Genomic DNA, 17,478 nt, shown 5'->3' on the forward strand with positions numbered 1-17,478 from the left:
CGGATAGCAAATAACCAGACAGGTAAACTTGGTATATCTTTAGCTATCAATAGTATTGCTACTACCTTGTTTGATCGTGCCTTTCTATTCGTCCCTTAAACTGTCAACAGGATTGGCTGTAGCCGCTTTTATAGATTGTAGGGCTACCACGGCTATTGTCAGAATAAGTCCAACGCAGAAAGCTAATACAAAGATCCACCAGCCCATGCTGATCCGAAAGGGAAAATTGTCCAGCCAGCGGTTCATCAGATAATAAGCCAGCGGTGTCGCAAGTACAAAGGCGATTGTTATCCATCTGAAAAAATCTTGTGACAGCAATACAATAATACCTGTTACCGAAGAACCTAACACTTTTCGGATTCCGATTTCTTTTGTCCGTTTCAGGATATTGATGGAGAGCACCCCCAAAAAACCGAGCATACTGATGCTTATTGCAACAATAGCTGCGATCCAGATCAGTTTTTCCAGTAATGATTCTTTCTTGTAAAGCTGACCAATCTGCTGGTCATAGAATCTGTATCGGAACACTTCATCTGGATACCAGTTTTTCCATTGCTGTTCCAGATCTTTCACGAGCAGCTTATAGTCGTTACCCTTCAATTTAATTGCTACATTTTTTAATCGTGTTTCGTTATACCCGATTACCGTAGGGGAGATGGGTTCGTTCAATGAATTGGTGCTAAAGTCCGCAACAACACCGACAATTGTTCCTGCTTGTTCTTCATTCAGCCCTCCGGCATTTAAAGACTTGCCTATAATGTCATTGGGATCTTTAAAGCCTAATGTGGTAGCCATATTCTGATTGATCAGAAATTCAGGCTTCTGCGGATTGTCGTTGAAATTTCTTCCTGCCAATAATTTGATGTTAAAAGTTTTGATATAAGCTGAATCCCCGATAGCGTATCGGGCAGGCCATTTCTCCCATTCCGTTCTGTTGTCGAACTGGATGGTTCCGCCCCATACCTTTTCAGATGAAGGCGGATTATCGGTAAAAGTATAGGATTGAATATCGGTTCTATTGCTGATAAAATGGGCGATTTTCGCTTTTGATTCAATCATTTTTTTTGTGAACGGAAGCAGAATAACCTGCTCCCTGCTGAATCCAATATCTGTGTTTTTGAGGTGATTAACCTGTAAAATGATAACGAAAGTGGCGATCAGCAGTGTCATGGCGATCACATTCTGAAAAACAATAAGCGTTTTGCGGCTCAAGCTCCAGGAGCCTATTGTCAGCTTTTTCAATGCCTGCAGGATGTTCATCTGGTTGACAAAAATGAGGGGATAGGTGGAGGTCAATAGGCTTGTTAAAATCCAGATGATACCAATGATAGCTATAAATGAACGGGGATCGATAATCTGCACGGGTTCATGTGGAAAAAGAGCCTGATTTGCCCAATTGGAAAAGATCAGCAATAAAACTAAGGCGAAGATAATAGCACCGGCAGTCAGGATCAGGGTTTCGATCAGAAACTGAATATAGAGTTGTCTTTTGGAACTGCCCAGCACCTTTCTAACGCCCATTTCTACACTGCGGTTCATTTGTCTGGCAAAGGTGATGTTGCTGTAATTGACCAAAGCCATGATACTGACTCCGATTGCAATTGCGACCAAGATACCAAGGAGTGTACGCTGTGTTCCCTTTCCGTAATCTGTGTCAAAATGGTAACTTGTTAAGGGCAAGAGTTTATAACTGAATGTCTGTAGTACATCTTTGTGCCAGTACTTGGCAACCAACGCATGTATGGCTTGCTCGACGGTATTTTTATCGGCGGCGTTTTTTAAGGTGACAAGGATATTATTACTTGAGTTGGAATAGCCCCAATTGTTAAAGAACCCATCGTTTTTAGGGATCTGCCATAAAGTAGCGACAGAACTTTGCGAAAAATAGATTTCTGAACGAAAGTCTGAATTTTTGTTACGGTCATCTATGATACCCACAACTTTCACTGGAAATTTGCTGTCGATCAGGATCGTTTTGCCCAGGGGGTTATCGTTATTAAAATAAGTTTTGGCAATTGTTTTGGTCAACGCGACGGTATTAGGCTGATCCAGATCTTTTGGGGATCCCGCTAGCCAGGGGAAATTTAAGGTGCTGAAATATTCCGATGAAACAAAAGCGGCTTTGCCCTCCGTTTTATATAACTGATCCGCTATCCGTAGCGTCAGGTCTTTATTATCCATATACAATGCCGTTCGTTCCACTTGTGGAATTTCACGTGAAATAGCATTGTACATGGCATAGGATCCGCCTTTGCTATGCTCGACCTGCTCTAGTTTGAGATCCTCTACGACTAAAAAGGTACGATCTTTATCGGTATGAAACTGATCAAAACTATATTGGAAGCTGTTATAGGTATAGATAAATAAGCTACATGCAATTGCCAGACCTAAACCGGCAATTGTTAGAAAGGTATAGTAGCTATGTTTCAATAGTTGCCGTAGCGCTGATCTGAAATATATTTTGATCATAATTTATTGTGTTGCGTTTACAATATCCATTGTTTTTGTCGAGCCTTCATTGTTGCCGCCACCGGGGGCATGACATGAGCCTCATTCATCGTTCCCCCTTTTACCGTACCGCGGAAGACCACACGTACAATTCGATCCGCATTTGTATTGAAACGGTCAAAACTGAACTCATCAGCAACATATAGGCTTATCAGCAAACAGATTGCAATATCCAAGGCTAACCCAGTGATATTAATGATCGAGATGGCAGAATTTCTTTTTAGATTCCGCCACGCTATTTTTAGATTATTCTTAATCATAATGGGTTGTATTGTTGATGACATTTATTTTACTCGTCCTTTAAACTATTAACAGGGTTGACTAACGCTGCACGGATGGTTTGAATGTTTACAGTAATCATACTGACAAATAAAAGTGAGAGTCCGGCAGTAATAAAGAACCACCATTGTACTTCTATTTTATAGGCATAATCTTCTAGCCATTTGTGTGAAAAATACCATCCTATTGGACTGGAAATCAAAATAGCAAGGGTCGTTATGATAAGATAATCTTTTGAAAAGAGATGGGATATATCAGCAATTGTGGCACCCAAAACCTTACGTATTCCGATTTCTTTGGTGCGTTGTTCTAGGTTTTGCATAATCAATCCTGTGATTCCCAAGGCGGAGATCAATAGTGTCAATGCGCTAAATAAGATAAACAATTGCACTTGTTTGTTCTCTTTCTCATATTGTTTTGCAATTAATTCATCAACCCATTTAAATGAAACAAGTTTCTCTGGGTAGGCATTTTGAATGATTTTAGACACTGATTTAAAGACCTGCTGTTCCTGTCCCGCTTTCACTTTCACAAGGATATTGCTGCTACCGTTAAACTCTCTCGCTAAGATTACTGTCGGTACCATTTTTTTCTGGAAAGATTCACTATGGAAATCTTTGACTATACCTACTGGAATAATTTGAAGATCTTTGTAAAGTACGTCGAGTTTGTCTATACCCAATTTTTTTGCAGTACTTTCCGTTACAAGCGCATTATTGACATCATCATTTTCCCCTTTTCCTTTTACTACTGCAGCATAATCTTTAGTAGTTAATAATCGTCCTTTGATCAGCTGGATTCCCAACGTCTTGGACAGATCAACATCACCGCCAATGAAACTCACTTGGATATTTTTTTCCGGATTGTCTTTGTCTACGATTGTTTTTGCCATATAACCTGATCCTGCACTAGGCGTCCATTTAGCGATGCTGACTGCATCGACGCCAACAAGTCCACTAAGCTGATCTTTTACTGCTGTCCTCTTTGTACCTGTATTGAAATGCGCTACATTCAATACATTTCCGACATCTATGCCCAAGGGGGATGATTGCATGTAGCCCAGCTGTGACTTGATGGTAATCAATCCTATGATGACTACAATAGAAATACTAAACTGTATGGTAATCAGCATTTTTTTGATAAAGATCTCCGCATTGGGAATTCTTGATAATTTGTTTTTCAACGCATCTGAACTTTTAATTCGTGAGATCAACCATGCAGGATAAAATCCGACCATCAGCCCAAGGAAGATGGATACAATAAGAAAGGACGATAGTAAGGACAGTTGCACGGACCTGACATAGGCAAGATCATAGCCTAGATACTGCTCAAGTTGAGATAAGCCTATTTTAAAAAGAACCACACTACATAGTGCAGAAGCAAAAAATATCAATATTGTTTCTAATAGTAATCGTTTGATAATCTGAGCTCGACTAGCACCAAGTACTTTGTGAATATTGAGGATTTTTATTTTTTTTATTGTTCTTACGGCATAGATATTAATGAAATTGATGCAGGAAATGATAAATACTAGAATAGCCACTCCAATAAAAATATGTGTTGTTTTTGGATTACCACTGATTTCGCTGGAGGCCAATGGTTCCATGTATATATCATGAATAGGTTGCAATCGAAAGGAGATTGCTTTTTTTACTTCAGGGTTGAGAAAATCGCTATACCATCGATTTATTTTCTTCTCGAGGTCTGTTTTTGATGTACCTGGGGCCAATTGTAAAAACTGTTGTCTATAGTACCCTGATCCATCTCGGCTTAATTCCATTGATATTTTGGGAAGTAACGTTATCACAGAAGTTCTGAAGGTGGAATTGTAGGGCAGCTTATCCATAACACCAGTAATGACATAATCGTATGTTTTATTAGCATATGGATCCGCACTTTGAATGACTTTTCCGATGGCATTTTCTCCTTTGAAGTACTTCTCTTTGAATTCTTTGTCGATCAGCAGATTTGTTTTTCCTTGAATGAGTTGATTGGGCGTACCTTCAAGAATCTTAATCCCCAACATGTCCAATATATTTATTTCCGCGTTCATAGCATGTATGGCAATTGATTGTGAAGAATTTGGGCCTACTTTTAAGTAAATATCTCTGGAGTCGATAAAACTTTCATTATGAATCTCTGGAAATAGCTGTTTGAGTTCGGTGCTTAAATTAACAAATGTCTGCGGCATCTGATTTTCAAGCCCTGCTGTTGAGTCAATAGTAACGATGCGGTAGAGGTTGTCTGCATTCTTCCAGCTTTTATCGTAGGAATTTTCTTCAATGACCACCGCAAATACGAGAAGACATAAGCTGAATCCAATACTTAAACCCAGCACGTTTATCCAAGTATATTGTTTGTTTTTAATTATGCTACGGAAGGCTAATTTTAACGTATTCATTATCTTCTCTATGGTTAAAACGATTGGTAAAAATGAGTGTGTTATACAATAGATTATTCGTCCTTTAGACTATCCACCGGATTGCTAAGCGCTGCTTTAATGGCTTGATAACTTATGGTTGCCATGCTGATTAATATCGCCATTAATCCTGCAATAACAAAGTAATGCCATTGGATCTGGATACGGTAACTGTAATCCTGCAACCATTTGTCCATGGCCCACCAGGCGATTGGTGAAGCAATCAGAATAGCAATTATCACCAATTTAATAAAGTCCACGGACAGCAAAGAAGTTACTTGTGCAACACTTGCTCCGAGGACTTTGCGTACCGCAATTTCTTTCATCCGGGTTTCGGCCATGTATGCGATCAATGCGAGAAGACCGAGACATGAAATAAAGATGGTCAATCCCGCGAATACCATAGAAAGCGTGCCGATTGCTTTTGTTTCTTTAAATTTCTGCTCATAAGTTTTGTCGATAAACTGATATTCAAAAGGATAGTCCGGATTGAATTTTTTAAAGATTGATTCAATTGTTTTCAAATTTTCTGCGATGCCGCGATTCGTATTCAAACGATAATGAATCGTGGTAAACCAAGAATGCGGACCTAGAATGATCATAGGATAACTTTCCTGAAAAGGAGACTCTATGACGAAATCTTTGATTATTCCTACGACTGTCCAATCTCTACCATCTCCATTGACCGTTTGGCCAACTGGATTTGTCAGACGCATTTTCCTTACGGCAGACTCTGTAAGTAATATCGCTGCGCTATCTGTCTTGTATTTATACGCATCAATATCCCGTCCGGCTATGAGTTTAAAACCTAAGTTTTTAATCGCATCGGCATCGGTACTAAAACGGTCGAAAGAGAATTTTTTATCATTTTCAGTACTTCCTAGCCAGCTAAATCCCCAACCATTACTATAACGATTTGTCACAGGGGACATGTTTTTAGATACTGCAATGACAGCGTTGCTAGTTAATAATTCATTCTTGAGACTCAGATAGTTTTTTTCCAGTGTTCCTGAAAATTTGGTCGCTAACAATCCATTGTCATTATACCCTCTATCTCGATTTTTTGTGTGCTGGATTTGTTGATAAACAATGATTGTAGCAATGATTAGAATAATGGCAAGACTAAACTGGACAATAACTAAAATGGAACGTATACTAATTCCCTTATCGTAAGTATTCAATTTCCCTTTTAGTGTTTTCAAAGGTTTAAATGAGGATAGAAAAAATGCGGGATAACTTCCTGCCAATATTCCAGTGAACAACGTGAAGCCAACTAGAAACAACCAGGTAATACCTGACAGAATAGAAATCGTAAGATTTTTTTCAACTAAATTATTAAAAGCGGGGAGCACCAATACAATAAATACAAGTGCAAGTGCCATTGCGGCAATACTGATCAAGATACTTTCGACAATAAATTGTAGGATAAGGCTTTTTCGTTGAGCACCGATTACTTTGCGTACGCCAACTTCTTTGGCTCTTCTTTCGGAGCGAGCTGTACTGAGATTCATGAAATTAATACAGGCAACAAGCAAAATGAAAGCGCCAATCCAGGTAAACAAACGGACTAATTGTATACGACCGGACGTGTATTCTCCCTGCTCGCTTCTATCATACAAATAGGTATCTTTGTAAGGAAAAGCAAATATTTCGTTTGTAGACTTAATTTCATTGTCACCTACATTGATATGGTTTTGGCTGAAAAGTCTGATTTTAGCATTGAAGTTTTCCAATGTTGTCCCTTCCCGTAGCAGCACGTAGGTATAGGTTGAATTGTTAGACCAATTTTCATCTACATAGCCCATTTTCTTAGCTAAATCCCACGAAAGCAGATAATCAAACTGTAAGCTGCTGTAGTTAGATGGGGATTTTATGATCGCCTGGACAGTTACCAAATACTTTGATTCTATTTTGATCGTTTTTCCTATTGGATCATTGTCACCAAAAAGAGCCTTCGCATATTGCTCCGTAATGACAACTGAATTCGCATCTTTAAGTAGATTGGTTTTATTTCCTTTAAGTAATGGATAGCTGAACATATTGAAAAAGCCGGGATCGACAAAGCTGGCGCTTGAAACTAGATTTTTATCACCGTAGCTTGTTAGAAATTTATCATCTTGCTCGATACGCGTAAAACTTTCGATTTCAGGGAAATCACTTTTCAGTGTAGGCCCCATTATTTTAGGTGTATTTGTCCAAGCTTGTAATTCGCCTTGATAGATGTCTCGATTACTTATAATATAAAGTCGGTCACTTTTCTCATGGAATCGATCCATGCCTAACATGTTCTGTAACCACAATGCGATAAGTAAAGCACCTGCCATGCCAATAGCCAGACCGAGAATATTAATTACCGAAAAAGCTTTGTTCTTTAACAAATTCCGCCACGCGATTTTGATGTATGTCTTGATCATGTTGTTTATCTTGAAATAATTATTCGTCCCTCAATGTTTTCACCGGATTGTGATTTGCCGCTCTGATTGCTTGCGAGCTTACCGTCACGAAGGCGACCAGTAAGGCCGAGACACCTGCCAAAGCGAAGACCCACCACTGTATTTCGATTCGATAAGAGAAATCCTGCAGCCATTTATTCATTGCCCACCATGCAATAGGTGAAGCAATTAGAATAGAAATAATAACAAGCTTGACAAAATCTTTGGATAGCATCGCTGTAATTCCGCTTACTGAGGCGCCCAGAACTTTACGAATACCAATTTCTTTGGTCCTCAACTCGGCGATATATGATGCTAGTCCAAATAAACCCAGACAGGAAATAAAGATCGCTAGCCCCGAAAAGATGAAAACGAGCTGGGCTGTTTGTTGTTGGTCTTTGAATTTAGCGGCAAATTTTTGATCCACAAACTGATACTCGAACGGATACGCGGGATTGAATTTTTTAATAATTTTTTCAATTCGTTTTAGGTTAACTTCCATAGATCTGTTTGGAGCGGTGCGGATAACCATATTCAACATCCAATTTTTTGAAGGATATATTAATAAGGGGGGGATGGAACTATAGGGAGACCCCGTAATGTAATCGTTAATTACGCCAACAATAGTATAGTTTTTATTACCCCATTTGAGATAACTTCCGATTGGATTTTCCAACTTCATTTCTTTGATAGCAGCTTCATTGACAAGTACAGAAGCACTGTCTGCAGGTAACCTACCATAGTCGATGTCACGACCAGAAATGAGCTTTAATCCAAGAGTCTTAACAAGGTCACTTTCAGCTCGGCCAAGTTCAAAGCCCATTTTTTTTGCTTGCTCTGCAGTGGCCCCAGGCCATAGAAAACTACCACTAGAACTAGCTGCATTTTTTGTAATTGACCAACCTGTACGGGTAACAGCCTCGGCAATATTTGCACTGATTAATTCAGATTTAATAGACTCATAATTTTTTTCCATATCACCTTCGATAGGTACTTCAATAAGCTGTGAATTCTCATAGCCGATTTGACGCTGGCCGGCATATTCAATTTGCTTGTGCACAACTATAGTCGCTATCGTGAGTATAATGGCAATACCAAATTGGAAAACTACCAATAATTCTCGGAAACCCAGATAAAAGGTTTTCGACCGTCCGAATAATTTTAATGATTTTATCGGTTTGAAGGCGGAGAGCACAAATGCCGGATATAATCCCGCCAATATTCCTGTTAGGAAGATAAAACCAATTAAGGAAAACCAAATTGTCGTATCTCCGAGTGGTAGGGCTAAGGGGGTATCTAGAATCTTATTAAATAAAGGAAGAGCCAGTATCGTCAATGCTATAGCAAATATCCCTGAAATAAAGGCTAATAGTACAGATTCTGTAAGGAATTGGCCGATTAAGTTGAAACGTTGAGCCCCTATAACTTTGCGTATAGCGACTTCTTTCGCTCTTTTTTGGCTTCTTGCCGTGCTGAGATTGATGAAATTGATACAGGCAATCAATAATATCAATAGACCAATACCTGCAACCAATTTGACCTGATCTATTTTTCCGCCAACAGCAATACCCTGTTCAAATTTTGAATACAGATGCATCTTGGACATCGGATAAAGAAATAAGGAACCTTTTACTTCACCATTTGTTTTCTTCGTAAGTATATTATCTAATTTTTTATTGAAGAGATCGACATCGGTTCCTTCTTTCAACTTGATATAAGTAAAAAATGTATTTGAGCCCCAGCCCGATGAATAATTTTCGGCTTTATCTAAAGGAATCAGATAGGTGAAATCGAAATTAGTGTTAGTGGGGAGGTCCTGCATAACTGCTGATACGATATAAGACTCCTTATTGTCCAGGAGAATCGTCTTATCTATTGGATCAATCTTTCCAAATATATTTTTGGCAAGGCTTTCAGTCAGGATGATATTTTTTGTGTCCTTTAGAGGATGTGTGCTATTTTCTTTAAGAAGTTTGAAATCAAATAGCTGTATAAAAGCTGGGTCAACTTCGTTTCCCTTAGATTTGATCCTCTTGTTGCCAAAAGACATGAGACTGGTTGTACTCCAGTACATCCGCGTAGCATGTTCAACTTCTGGATAATCTGCCAATAATGCTTGAGACGCTTGTCCCGAGGTGATATCGTTTAAACTGATTTTCTGCTGATCTTCATATTTATTCCAAAGTTTATACAGACGATCTTTATTGCTGTAAAAATTATCGAATTGCAACTGGTTTTGCACCCATATGCCAATAATCAGTACAGCAGCCATACCAATGGAAAGCCCAATGATGTTAATTGCAGAGTAGCCTTTGCTTTTCCACAAGTTTCGCCATGCAATTTTAAGGTAATTCTTTATCATCGAATTGATATTTTGAATTTTTCATAATTTACTAGTCCATAATCCATTTATCCAAATGGATAGCTGTATTCATGGTCGTGCACAATAGAAAATGGTTAATTCAATTCGTTTGCCATAAATGTAATGTTTTGATTTTTAGGATTTTGTTTTTGTTTTTTAAAGCCTAAATGTTCGGAAACGGACAGTTTGGTGTCCGTCCCCGAACAAATTGGTCTTATTCGCTTCTTAATGTTTTCACGGGGTTTGCCCAGGTTGCTTTGATCGCTTGGTAACTAACCGTCAACAAGGTAATGACTAAGGCTGTTAAGCCTGTAACCGCAAATACAGTCCATGTAATTGATATGCGATAGACATAATTTTCAAGCCAAGATTCCATTAGGAGATAAGCCAAGGGGGCAGCAACGAGAAATCCGATCAATGTTAACCAGATGTATTCGGTACATAATAATCTCCATAAACCAAGTTCTGAGGCACCCAGCACTTTACGGATACCAATTTCCTTTTCGCGTTGCTCTGTCAGAAATGCCACCAGAGCATATAAGCCAAGGCAGGAAATCAGAATTGCGAGGCCTGTAAAAAGGCTTGTCAGGCTTTTGATCATTTCCATCTGCTTAAATTGTTTGGCGTATTCTTTATCTGTGAATGCATAATCAAAAATGAGATCTGGATCAAAGCGATTGAATTGTTGTGCGATTGCTTTCATCGTCTGACTGATATCTTGCTGTTCATTCAGGCGAAGTGTTATTTTATTTTTTGGCAGAAAATCAAGAAAATAGGCCGTTGGCGTAATAGACTTAAATGGGGATTCGGATAACGTATTTTGTATAATACCGATGATAGTATAGCTGATTCCTCTTTTGGATAATTGTTTGCTCGTTAGGTCAGTAACACCCATAAATTTGGCCGCGGCTTCATTGATAATTACTGCCGTAGAATCTGTTTTGAAATCCTTGGAGAAATTCCTGCCTTTTACAAAATTCCATTGTACAGTGTTGGCAAAGTTGTCGTCTAGGGTGAAAATTCCCATAATGGATCCTTCCTTTGTTTCGTTCCCCTGCCAATTAAAACCGCCACCAGATAAGGAGAGGCGATTAATGGAACTCGAAGAAAGAGAGGCGTCCTGTATCAAACGCTGACTGATCAATTCCTTTCTTAGGACATCGAAATTTTTTACAATCAGCTCACTGCCATTGATATTGATGAGATTTGAAATTTTGTAACCAATCGGACGGTCTTTTGTGTAATGCAATTGCTTTATCACTAAGTAGGTTGCAATCATCAGAAAGATGGAAATCGCAAATTGCACGACAACCATACCTTTTCTTGCATTGAAGCCGCCCTTGCCTATGTTTAATTTTCCCTTGAGTGCAAGAATCGGATTGAAAGAGGACAGGAACAGTGCAGGATATAATCCAGCCAGCATTCCGATGGTAAGAACCCCAAGAAGGGCGTATAAATAGAATTGAATGCTGTTAAATGGAATGGATAATGTGGTATTGGTAATTGTATTTATCCAAGGAAGAAGCAGTGTCGCCATTAGCACCGCAATCAAAAAGGCACCACATACGGCCAGTGTCGATTCAACCAAGAAGCCTGCAATAAGTTGTCGGCGATTGACTCCCACAGATTTTAAAACCCCAATTTCTTTACCTCTTTTTAGACTTCTTGCTGTACTGAGATTGATAAAGTTTATACTGGCCAATAATATAATGAATACACTGATCCACGCAAACATCCAGACATACTGAATTTGCCCACCTACGTTCTTTCCATTTTTAAACGAGTCGTATAAATGCCATTTGGACATAGGATGTAACAAGATCTCAGGTTTTATATCCGTCAGATTTGTTCTAAAGATGTTGGTTAGTTTATGCTCGATCCCGGGGATATTTTGCGGGTTTTCGATTCTACCAAAGGTACTAAAGAAGCAGTTTGACCACTTTTCGTCTATGCCTTCATTTTTACGGAGGTAATCTACAAACGGCAAAATATACTGCAACCCGTGAAAAGTATTGTTTTCAGGTATATCTTTATAAACTCCTTGTATCGTATACTGTTCCTTTCCGTTGAACTGAATAGTTTTCCCGATAACATCCACCGATCCCAAGAGACCGTTGGCAAATGATTCTGAGATAATGATGCTAGAGGTTGCTGTTGGAGTGAGGGTATTTCCTAGTACAGATTCCAACGAAAATAGTTCTGAAAATTTGCCCATAGCATAAAAGCCAGAGGCATTCAGTTTCTTGTCACCGGTTTTAATCGTATTACTTTCCATATCAGTGACCAATGCTAATTCTTGAATTTCATTGGTGAAATCCGATGCAATAACCTTAGCTAACGGAATGGGCGTGGAAGTTCCATCCGTAGATTTTTCACCATTGAAAGTTCCCGTCATCATCAACTGATGGATGCTGTCATGGTTTTTATAATGCTGGTTAAAGGAAAACTGTTTTAAGATCCACAGGGCGCTCACCAAAGCAACCGTAAATCCCAGGGCTAGCCCAAGGATATTAATTGCTGTATTTAGCGGGTTGCGTTTTAAATTTCTAAGTGCTGTTTTTAGGAATAATCGAATCATTTTATGGTGTTGTTTTTGGTCCTTAAATATAAGCTATTCATCGTGCAGACTTTTTACGGGATTGGCGTAAGCAGCTTTGATGGATTGGAAACTAACTGTAAATAATGCAATAGCAATTGTTATCCCACCTGCGTATAAAAATATAGTCATGGGGAGTGTCGTTCTAAAGGCAAAGCCATTGAGCCAGTTTATGCTGCAATACAAGGCTATTGGTATAGCGATAACATTAGCTAGAATTACCAAGACTAAAAATTCCTTGTTTAATAGTTGTATAATATTGAATACGGTTGCTCCAAGAACCTTTCTGATCCCAATCTCCTTGGTTTTGACCTGTGCGGTATAAGTACATAATCCCAGGAGTCCTAGACAGGAGATCAGGATAGCGATCAGTGCGAAGAAATTGAATAAGGTACCTTGTTTCTGTTCATTCGTATATTGCTTTTGGTAACTTTCATCAAGGAAACTATAGTTCATAGGCATATCATCATAATAGTTTTTCCAAATCTGTTGCATTGAGTTCAATGCGGATTTAGCTCCGGAAGCTGTTGTTTTGATATAAAGTTGCCAGCAATCTTTGGGACTGTACTGGAATACCATCGGCTCAATTTTCTGCCTCGCGCTTGCATAATTAAAGTCTTTTACCACACCGATAATTGTTCCGGGAACGGTTCTAATCCGTAGACGTGTGCCAATGGGATCTTTTAGCCCCATTTCGCGTACTGCCGTTTCATTGATAATAAAATGTGTTGAATCCGCTGTTGAGCCCGTAAAATTACGACCTTGCGTAAGTTTTATCTGAAAAAAGCTAAGCGCAGACTGGTCCGAATATGTAATATTGAACCAAAGATTTGATTTGCTGGGCTTTCCATCCCAATCGTTGTCTCCAGTGGAACCACCCCCATAGACCATATCTCGACCAAGACGGATAACGGCATCAATATCCTTATTTTTTAGAAGTTCACCCTTGACTGCATCAAAATGCTTTGACATCTTTGGTGCCATGCCAATAGAAATAATATGATCTTTTTCGTAGCCTAAATTTTGATGTTTTATGTAATCCAATTGGCGACCGATAACAATTGTCAGCGTAATCAGGATAATAGAGACTGTAAACTGTAAGACAACAAGTATCTTCCGCGCACTGGAATTTTTTAGGGCAAACCGACCTTTTAATACCTTAATCGGATCAAATTTCGATAAAAGGAGGGCGGGATATATACTGGTGAGCAGCAATGTACCGAAAAGCATGGTCAATATACTTGTCCATAGCGTAGGATTGCTGAGCTGCAGAGAAATATGTTTTCCGGAGAAGTTATTAAACAAAGGAAGACAACTAAAAACGATTGCTAATGCCAGGGTTGAGGCAATGGTAAAGAGTAGGGTTGTTTCCAATATAAATTGGAAAAAAAGTTCTTTTTTACCGGCCCCGATAATTTTACGAATACCCACTTCTTTGGCGCGCGACAAAGAACGTGCAGTAGAAAGATTGATATAATTGATGCTTGCGATGACAAGGATCATGATGGCTACGCCTATAAAAATTCGAACAGTGCCTATTCCCCCATCACTACCGTCCATCTGATACAGATGTACCTTTGCCAGCGCTTGCGTAACGTACGGTACAGGGGCATCTTCGGGTTTATTCCGTTCGTGTATGGATTGTAATTTTTGCGCGATAGTTGCCGGGTTGGCATCAGGTCTCAACTGTAGATAAGTTTCAAACGAAAAATTGGACCAATCTTCATCCATGGAGGATAGAAAGGTTTTATTGTCATAGGTCGTTTTGTTTTTGATATAAGCGTGTTCATTGAATCGCGATATCGGCAGTAAGACCTGAAATTGAAAGGTAGAGTTTTCCGGATAATCGGCAATGATGCCAGAGACAACACAGAGGTCCTCAATGCCCAATATTACCGTTTTTCCAATTGGATTTTCATTACCAAAATAGCGGTGTGCCGTGCTTTGGGTGATCACAACGGAATTGTTATCAGGGAAAGGTTGCTTTGGGTCGCCTTGCAATAAAGAAAAGTCAAAAACACTAAAATAGCTAGGGTCCACAAATGCAAGGTTCTTTTCATTGAATCTTTTCTCCTTGTATTTTAGGGCGGCATCACCGATTTTAAATATGCGTACAGCATCCTGGACTTCAGGAATCTCCTTCTTAGCAGAGCTTCCAACAGGAGCAATGATGGACCCAAAGATCCGTTTTGATATGCCAGTACCGCCTTCTATACCAATTTTATAAATGGATCGTTGATGTTTATGGAAGCGGTCATAGGATAGTTCATCCTGAATCCAAAGCAATAAGAATATCCCCACAACTAATCCTGCTGTTAATCCTAAAATATTAATGGCGCTATAGAATTTGTTGGAAAAAATACTTCGCCATGCGGTTTTTATGAAGTTCTTTATCATTGCTGTGGGATTTAAATGTTTAATTCATGTTATAAACGAAAGTTCAATTTGATCTATTCGTCTCTCAAACTATTTACTGGGTTAGCTTTTGCTGCCATAATACTTTTGGCTGATAGAACGACGCTTGCGAAAGCAATCAAGCTCAGGGCAGACAAACCAAAAATCCACGGATTTATTGTAGTGCGATACACAAAATCATTTAACCAATTATGCATAAAGTAATAAGCGATGGGAAAGGCAACCAAACAGGCTATGGCAACCAGGGAAAGTAAGTTTCGAAGCAGTAAAAATGTGATCTGGAAAACAGAAGCACCTAAAACTTTACGTATACCAATCTCTTTTGTCCTTTGATTGGCTGTAAATATCGCTAGCCCAAATAAACCTAATCCTGCAATAAATACAGAGAGCCCTACAGCCCAAGATAAGAGCTTAGAGAGCTGTCTCTCTTGTGTATAAAAGTTTTGAATAACCTCATCCACAAAGCGCAGATCCAGTTCGTCATCAGGGAACACCGATTTGTAGCTTGATGTTATTTTATCAATTGCATTTTTCCAGTTTTCAGGATGCGATTGGTCTAATGCAATATGGAGTACATATCCTGTCTTGCTGCCTGTATACAGGACCGGTTTAACCCCTTGTCGTGCAGAAGCCAAATCAAAATCTTCCATTACACCAACAATGATGTTTTGTCCATTTTCGAAGGTTTTACCAATGGCTTCCTGAGGATTCTTGATATGCAGTAACTCGAGTCCCTTTCTATTGATCAACATTTCACTTGTTGAATCCCGTAAACGGACATTTCTTCCTGCTAAAAGTGGAATCTGATAGACATCTAAATAATTTTCATCACCCGACCGGCTATCGAAGGTCAAAGATTCTTTGTTTGGCGATTGATCGTACGTGATTGCGGTAGTCATCCAGCCGTTCATCGCTGGTGCGATATTCCCAAAGCTAATGGCCTTGATATCCGTTATTTTCTTGAGCTGGTTTTTAAGGACGACACCTTTGGCAGAGTTTTGGAAAGCCCCAGGGATGTAGACATTGACAATGGCGTCTTTCTGAAAGCCCATATCCTTATGGGTGACATAGTTGATTTGGCGAACGACAATGAGCACACAAATGAGAAAAGCCTGGGCCATGACAAACTGAAAGATCGTCAGTGCTTTGCGTAGCCACGAGCTGCGGGAAAGATTGGTGTTTTTTCCGAGTTGGTTTTTGAGCGCCAGTACCGGCGCATATCCTGTCAGTACCCAAGCAGGATAAAATCCGGCTAGTAAGGTAACTAAGATCAATTGCCCAAACAGAAAGAAAACAATAACCGTTTTGTCCAAAAGATCTAAATTTAAGTTTTTAGGAATAAATCCTTCAAAGACATGTAAGAATAGAGGAAGCAATAGTACAGCAAGTATTGTTGCAGATAAAGTAATTAGGAATGTTTCTAGTAAGAATTGTTTGATCAATGTAGCTTTAGAACTGCCCAATGTCTTTCGAATGCCCACTTCCTTTGCTCTTTCAATGGACTGAGCTGTGGATAGATTGATGAAATTCACAGCTCCCAAAGCGAGGAGGAAAAAGGCCAGCAGGATCAGATTACGAAGCGTTCCCGGATGAGTAGCGTCATAGTTGAATCTCGTGTCAAAATGAATATCTTCCAACGCCTGTAATTCAAGTTTATCGTTGATTTTCTCTCCTTCTTTATATTTATATTTTTTAAGGAGATTAGCGATATTGCGTTCCAATAGATGTGGAATACTTTGTGCTTTTGTTTTGATGAGTACCTGATGGGAGTCGGATATGTTGTTCCAGGCTTCCCAAGTATACATGTTTTTTAGGTTGTTGTCCTGTGGGATTGTCGCATCGGCTATGAAACTTTCAAAATTGAAATCAGAATTATGCTGTGGATTGTCGATCACTCCAGCAACTTGAAGCGGAATGCTATCGGCATAAATGATGGTCCTGCCGATCACATTGGAAGCAAGTTCTTTTCCGTAGAATTTTTCCAAAGCCTTTTTTGTAAGGACAATATTGCCGGCTGTATTTAAGGTCTGGGCATTTCCAGCTAACCATTTATATGGGAAAATATCGAAATATTGACTATTCGTAAAGACGATCTGTTGTTCTTTTGGGAAAACCTGAAATTTGTCTGTTGCCAAGGAAATCTTAAGCTTCTGTACATGGTTACGATAAATAGGGGCTACCGCTTCCAAGTTGGGCAACTCGGATTGCATGGTACGTACTAATGGTACGTAAACACCAGCGTTTTTGAATTCACCGTTATTGACAACGCGATAGACCTGTTTTTGATTGGGAACATGTTTGTCAAAACTATAATCGTATTGGATCATTAAGAAAATAACAAGAGTCGCCGTAATACCAATCGCGAGACTCGTGATATTGATGAACGTAATCAACTTATGTTTTTTTAAAAAACGGTAAGCTGTTTTAAGTGAATTTGCAATCATTGTTACTTCGTTTTTTGTTAATC

Annotated in this window: 8 protein-coding genes; all 8 read right to left on the reverse strand. The window is 39.2% G+C overall.

Features of this window, described 5'->3' with window-relative positions; genetic code table 11:
* Positions 1–84 precede the first annotated feature (84 nt).
* The 8 genes from B4A24_RS17995 to B4A24_RS18030 all read right to left on the reverse strand — a co-directional run bounded on the left by B4A24_RS17995 (position 85) and on the right by B4A24_RS18030 (position 17,455).
* The gene (locus tag B4A24_RS17995) at positions 85–2,469 is read right to left on the reverse strand and encodes an ABC transporter permease (protein WP_293946415.1); all 2,385 of its coding nucleotides are present in this window, start codon (positions 2,467–2,469) and stop codon (positions 85–87) included.
* Positions 2,470–2,486: 17 nt separating this feature from the next.
* The gene (locus B4A24_RS18000) at positions 2,487–2,768 is read right to left on the reverse strand and encodes a hypothetical protein (RefSeq protein WP_293946416.1); all 282 of its coding nucleotides are present in this window, start codon (positions 2,766–2,768) and stop codon (positions 2,487–2,489) included.
* A 29-nt stretch (positions 2,769–2,797) separates the two neighbouring features.
* On the reverse strand, positions 2,798–5,188 hold the full coding sequence (locus B4A24_RS18005) for an ABC transporter permease (RefSeq protein WP_293946417.1): 2,391 nt from the start codon (positions 5,186–5,188) through the stop codon (positions 2,798–2,800).
* Positions 5,189–5,241: 53 nt separating this feature from the next.
* Positions 5,242–7,620 carry an ABC transporter permease gene (locus tag B4A24_RS18010; RefSeq protein WP_293946418.1) on the reverse strand — a complete coding sequence of 793 codons (2,379 nt, stop codon included), beginning with the start codon at positions 7,618–7,620 and terminating at the stop codon, positions 5,242–5,244.
* 19 nt (positions 7,621–7,639) lie between these two features.
* Positions 7,640–10,000, reverse strand: a complete 2,361-nt coding sequence (locus B4A24_RS18015; protein ID WP_293946419.1) for an ABC transporter permease — start codon at positions 9,998–10,000, stop codon at positions 7,640–7,642.
* 214 nt (positions 10,001–10,214) lie between these two features.
* A complete protein-coding gene (locus B4A24_RS18020; protein ID WP_293946420.1) occupies positions 10,215–12,578 on the reverse strand; it encodes an FtsX-like permease family protein in 2,364 nt (787 codons plus the stop codon).
* Positions 12,579–12,611: 33 nt separating this feature from the next.
* Positions 12,612–14,993, reverse strand: coding sequence for an ABC transporter permease (locus tag B4A24_RS18025; protein ID WP_293946421.1), 2,382 nt, complete (start codon positions 14,991–14,993; stop codon positions 12,612–12,614).
* A 53-nt stretch (positions 14,994–15,046) separates the two neighbouring features.
* Positions 15,047–17,455 carry an ABC transporter permease gene (locus tag B4A24_RS18030; protein ID WP_293946422.1) on the reverse strand — a complete coding sequence of 803 codons (2,409 nt, stop codon included), beginning with the start codon at positions 17,453–17,455 and terminating at the stop codon, positions 15,047–15,049.
* Between the last annotated feature and the right edge of the window lie 23 nt (positions 17,456–17,478).

Origin of the sequence: Sphingobacterium sp. UBA7249 (genome assembly GCF_002472835.1) — a bacterium.
In the GTDB taxonomy this organism is placed as follows: Bacteria; Bacteroidota; Bacteroidia; order Sphingobacteriales; family Sphingobacteriaceae; genus Sphingobacterium; species Sphingobacterium prati.

Coding starts and splice junctions, on each gene's coding strand:
- B4A24_RS17995 (WP_293946415.1), bottom strand. CDS start 2,469: ATGATCAAAATATATTTCAGATCAGCGCTACGGCAACTATTGAAACAT.
- B4A24_RS18005 (WP_293946417.1), bottom strand. CDS start 5,188: ATGAATACGTTAAAATTAGCCTTCCGTAGCATAATTAAAAACAAACAA.
- B4A24_RS18025 (WP_293946421.1), bottom strand. CDS start 14,993: ATGATAAAGAACTTCATAAAAACCGCATGGCGAAGTATTTTTTCCAAC.
- B4A24_RS18000 (WP_293946416.1), bottom strand. CDS start 2,768: ATGATTAAGAATAATCTAAAAATAGCGTGGCGGAATCTAAAAAGAAAT.
- B4A24_RS18030 (WP_293946422.1), bottom strand. CDS start 17,455: ATGATTGCAAATTCACTTAAAACAGCTTACCGTTTTTTAAAAAAACAT.
- B4A24_RS18015 (WP_293946419.1), bottom strand. CDS start 10,000: ATGATAAAGAATTACCTTAAAATTGCATGGCGAAACTTGTGGAAAAGC.
- B4A24_RS18020 (WP_293946420.1), bottom strand. CDS start 12,578: ATGATTCGATTATTCCTAAAAACAGCACTTAGAAATTTAAAACGCAAC.
- B4A24_RS18010 (WP_293946418.1), bottom strand. CDS start 7,620: ATGATCAAGACATACATCAAAATCGCGTGGCGGAATTTGTTAAAGAAC.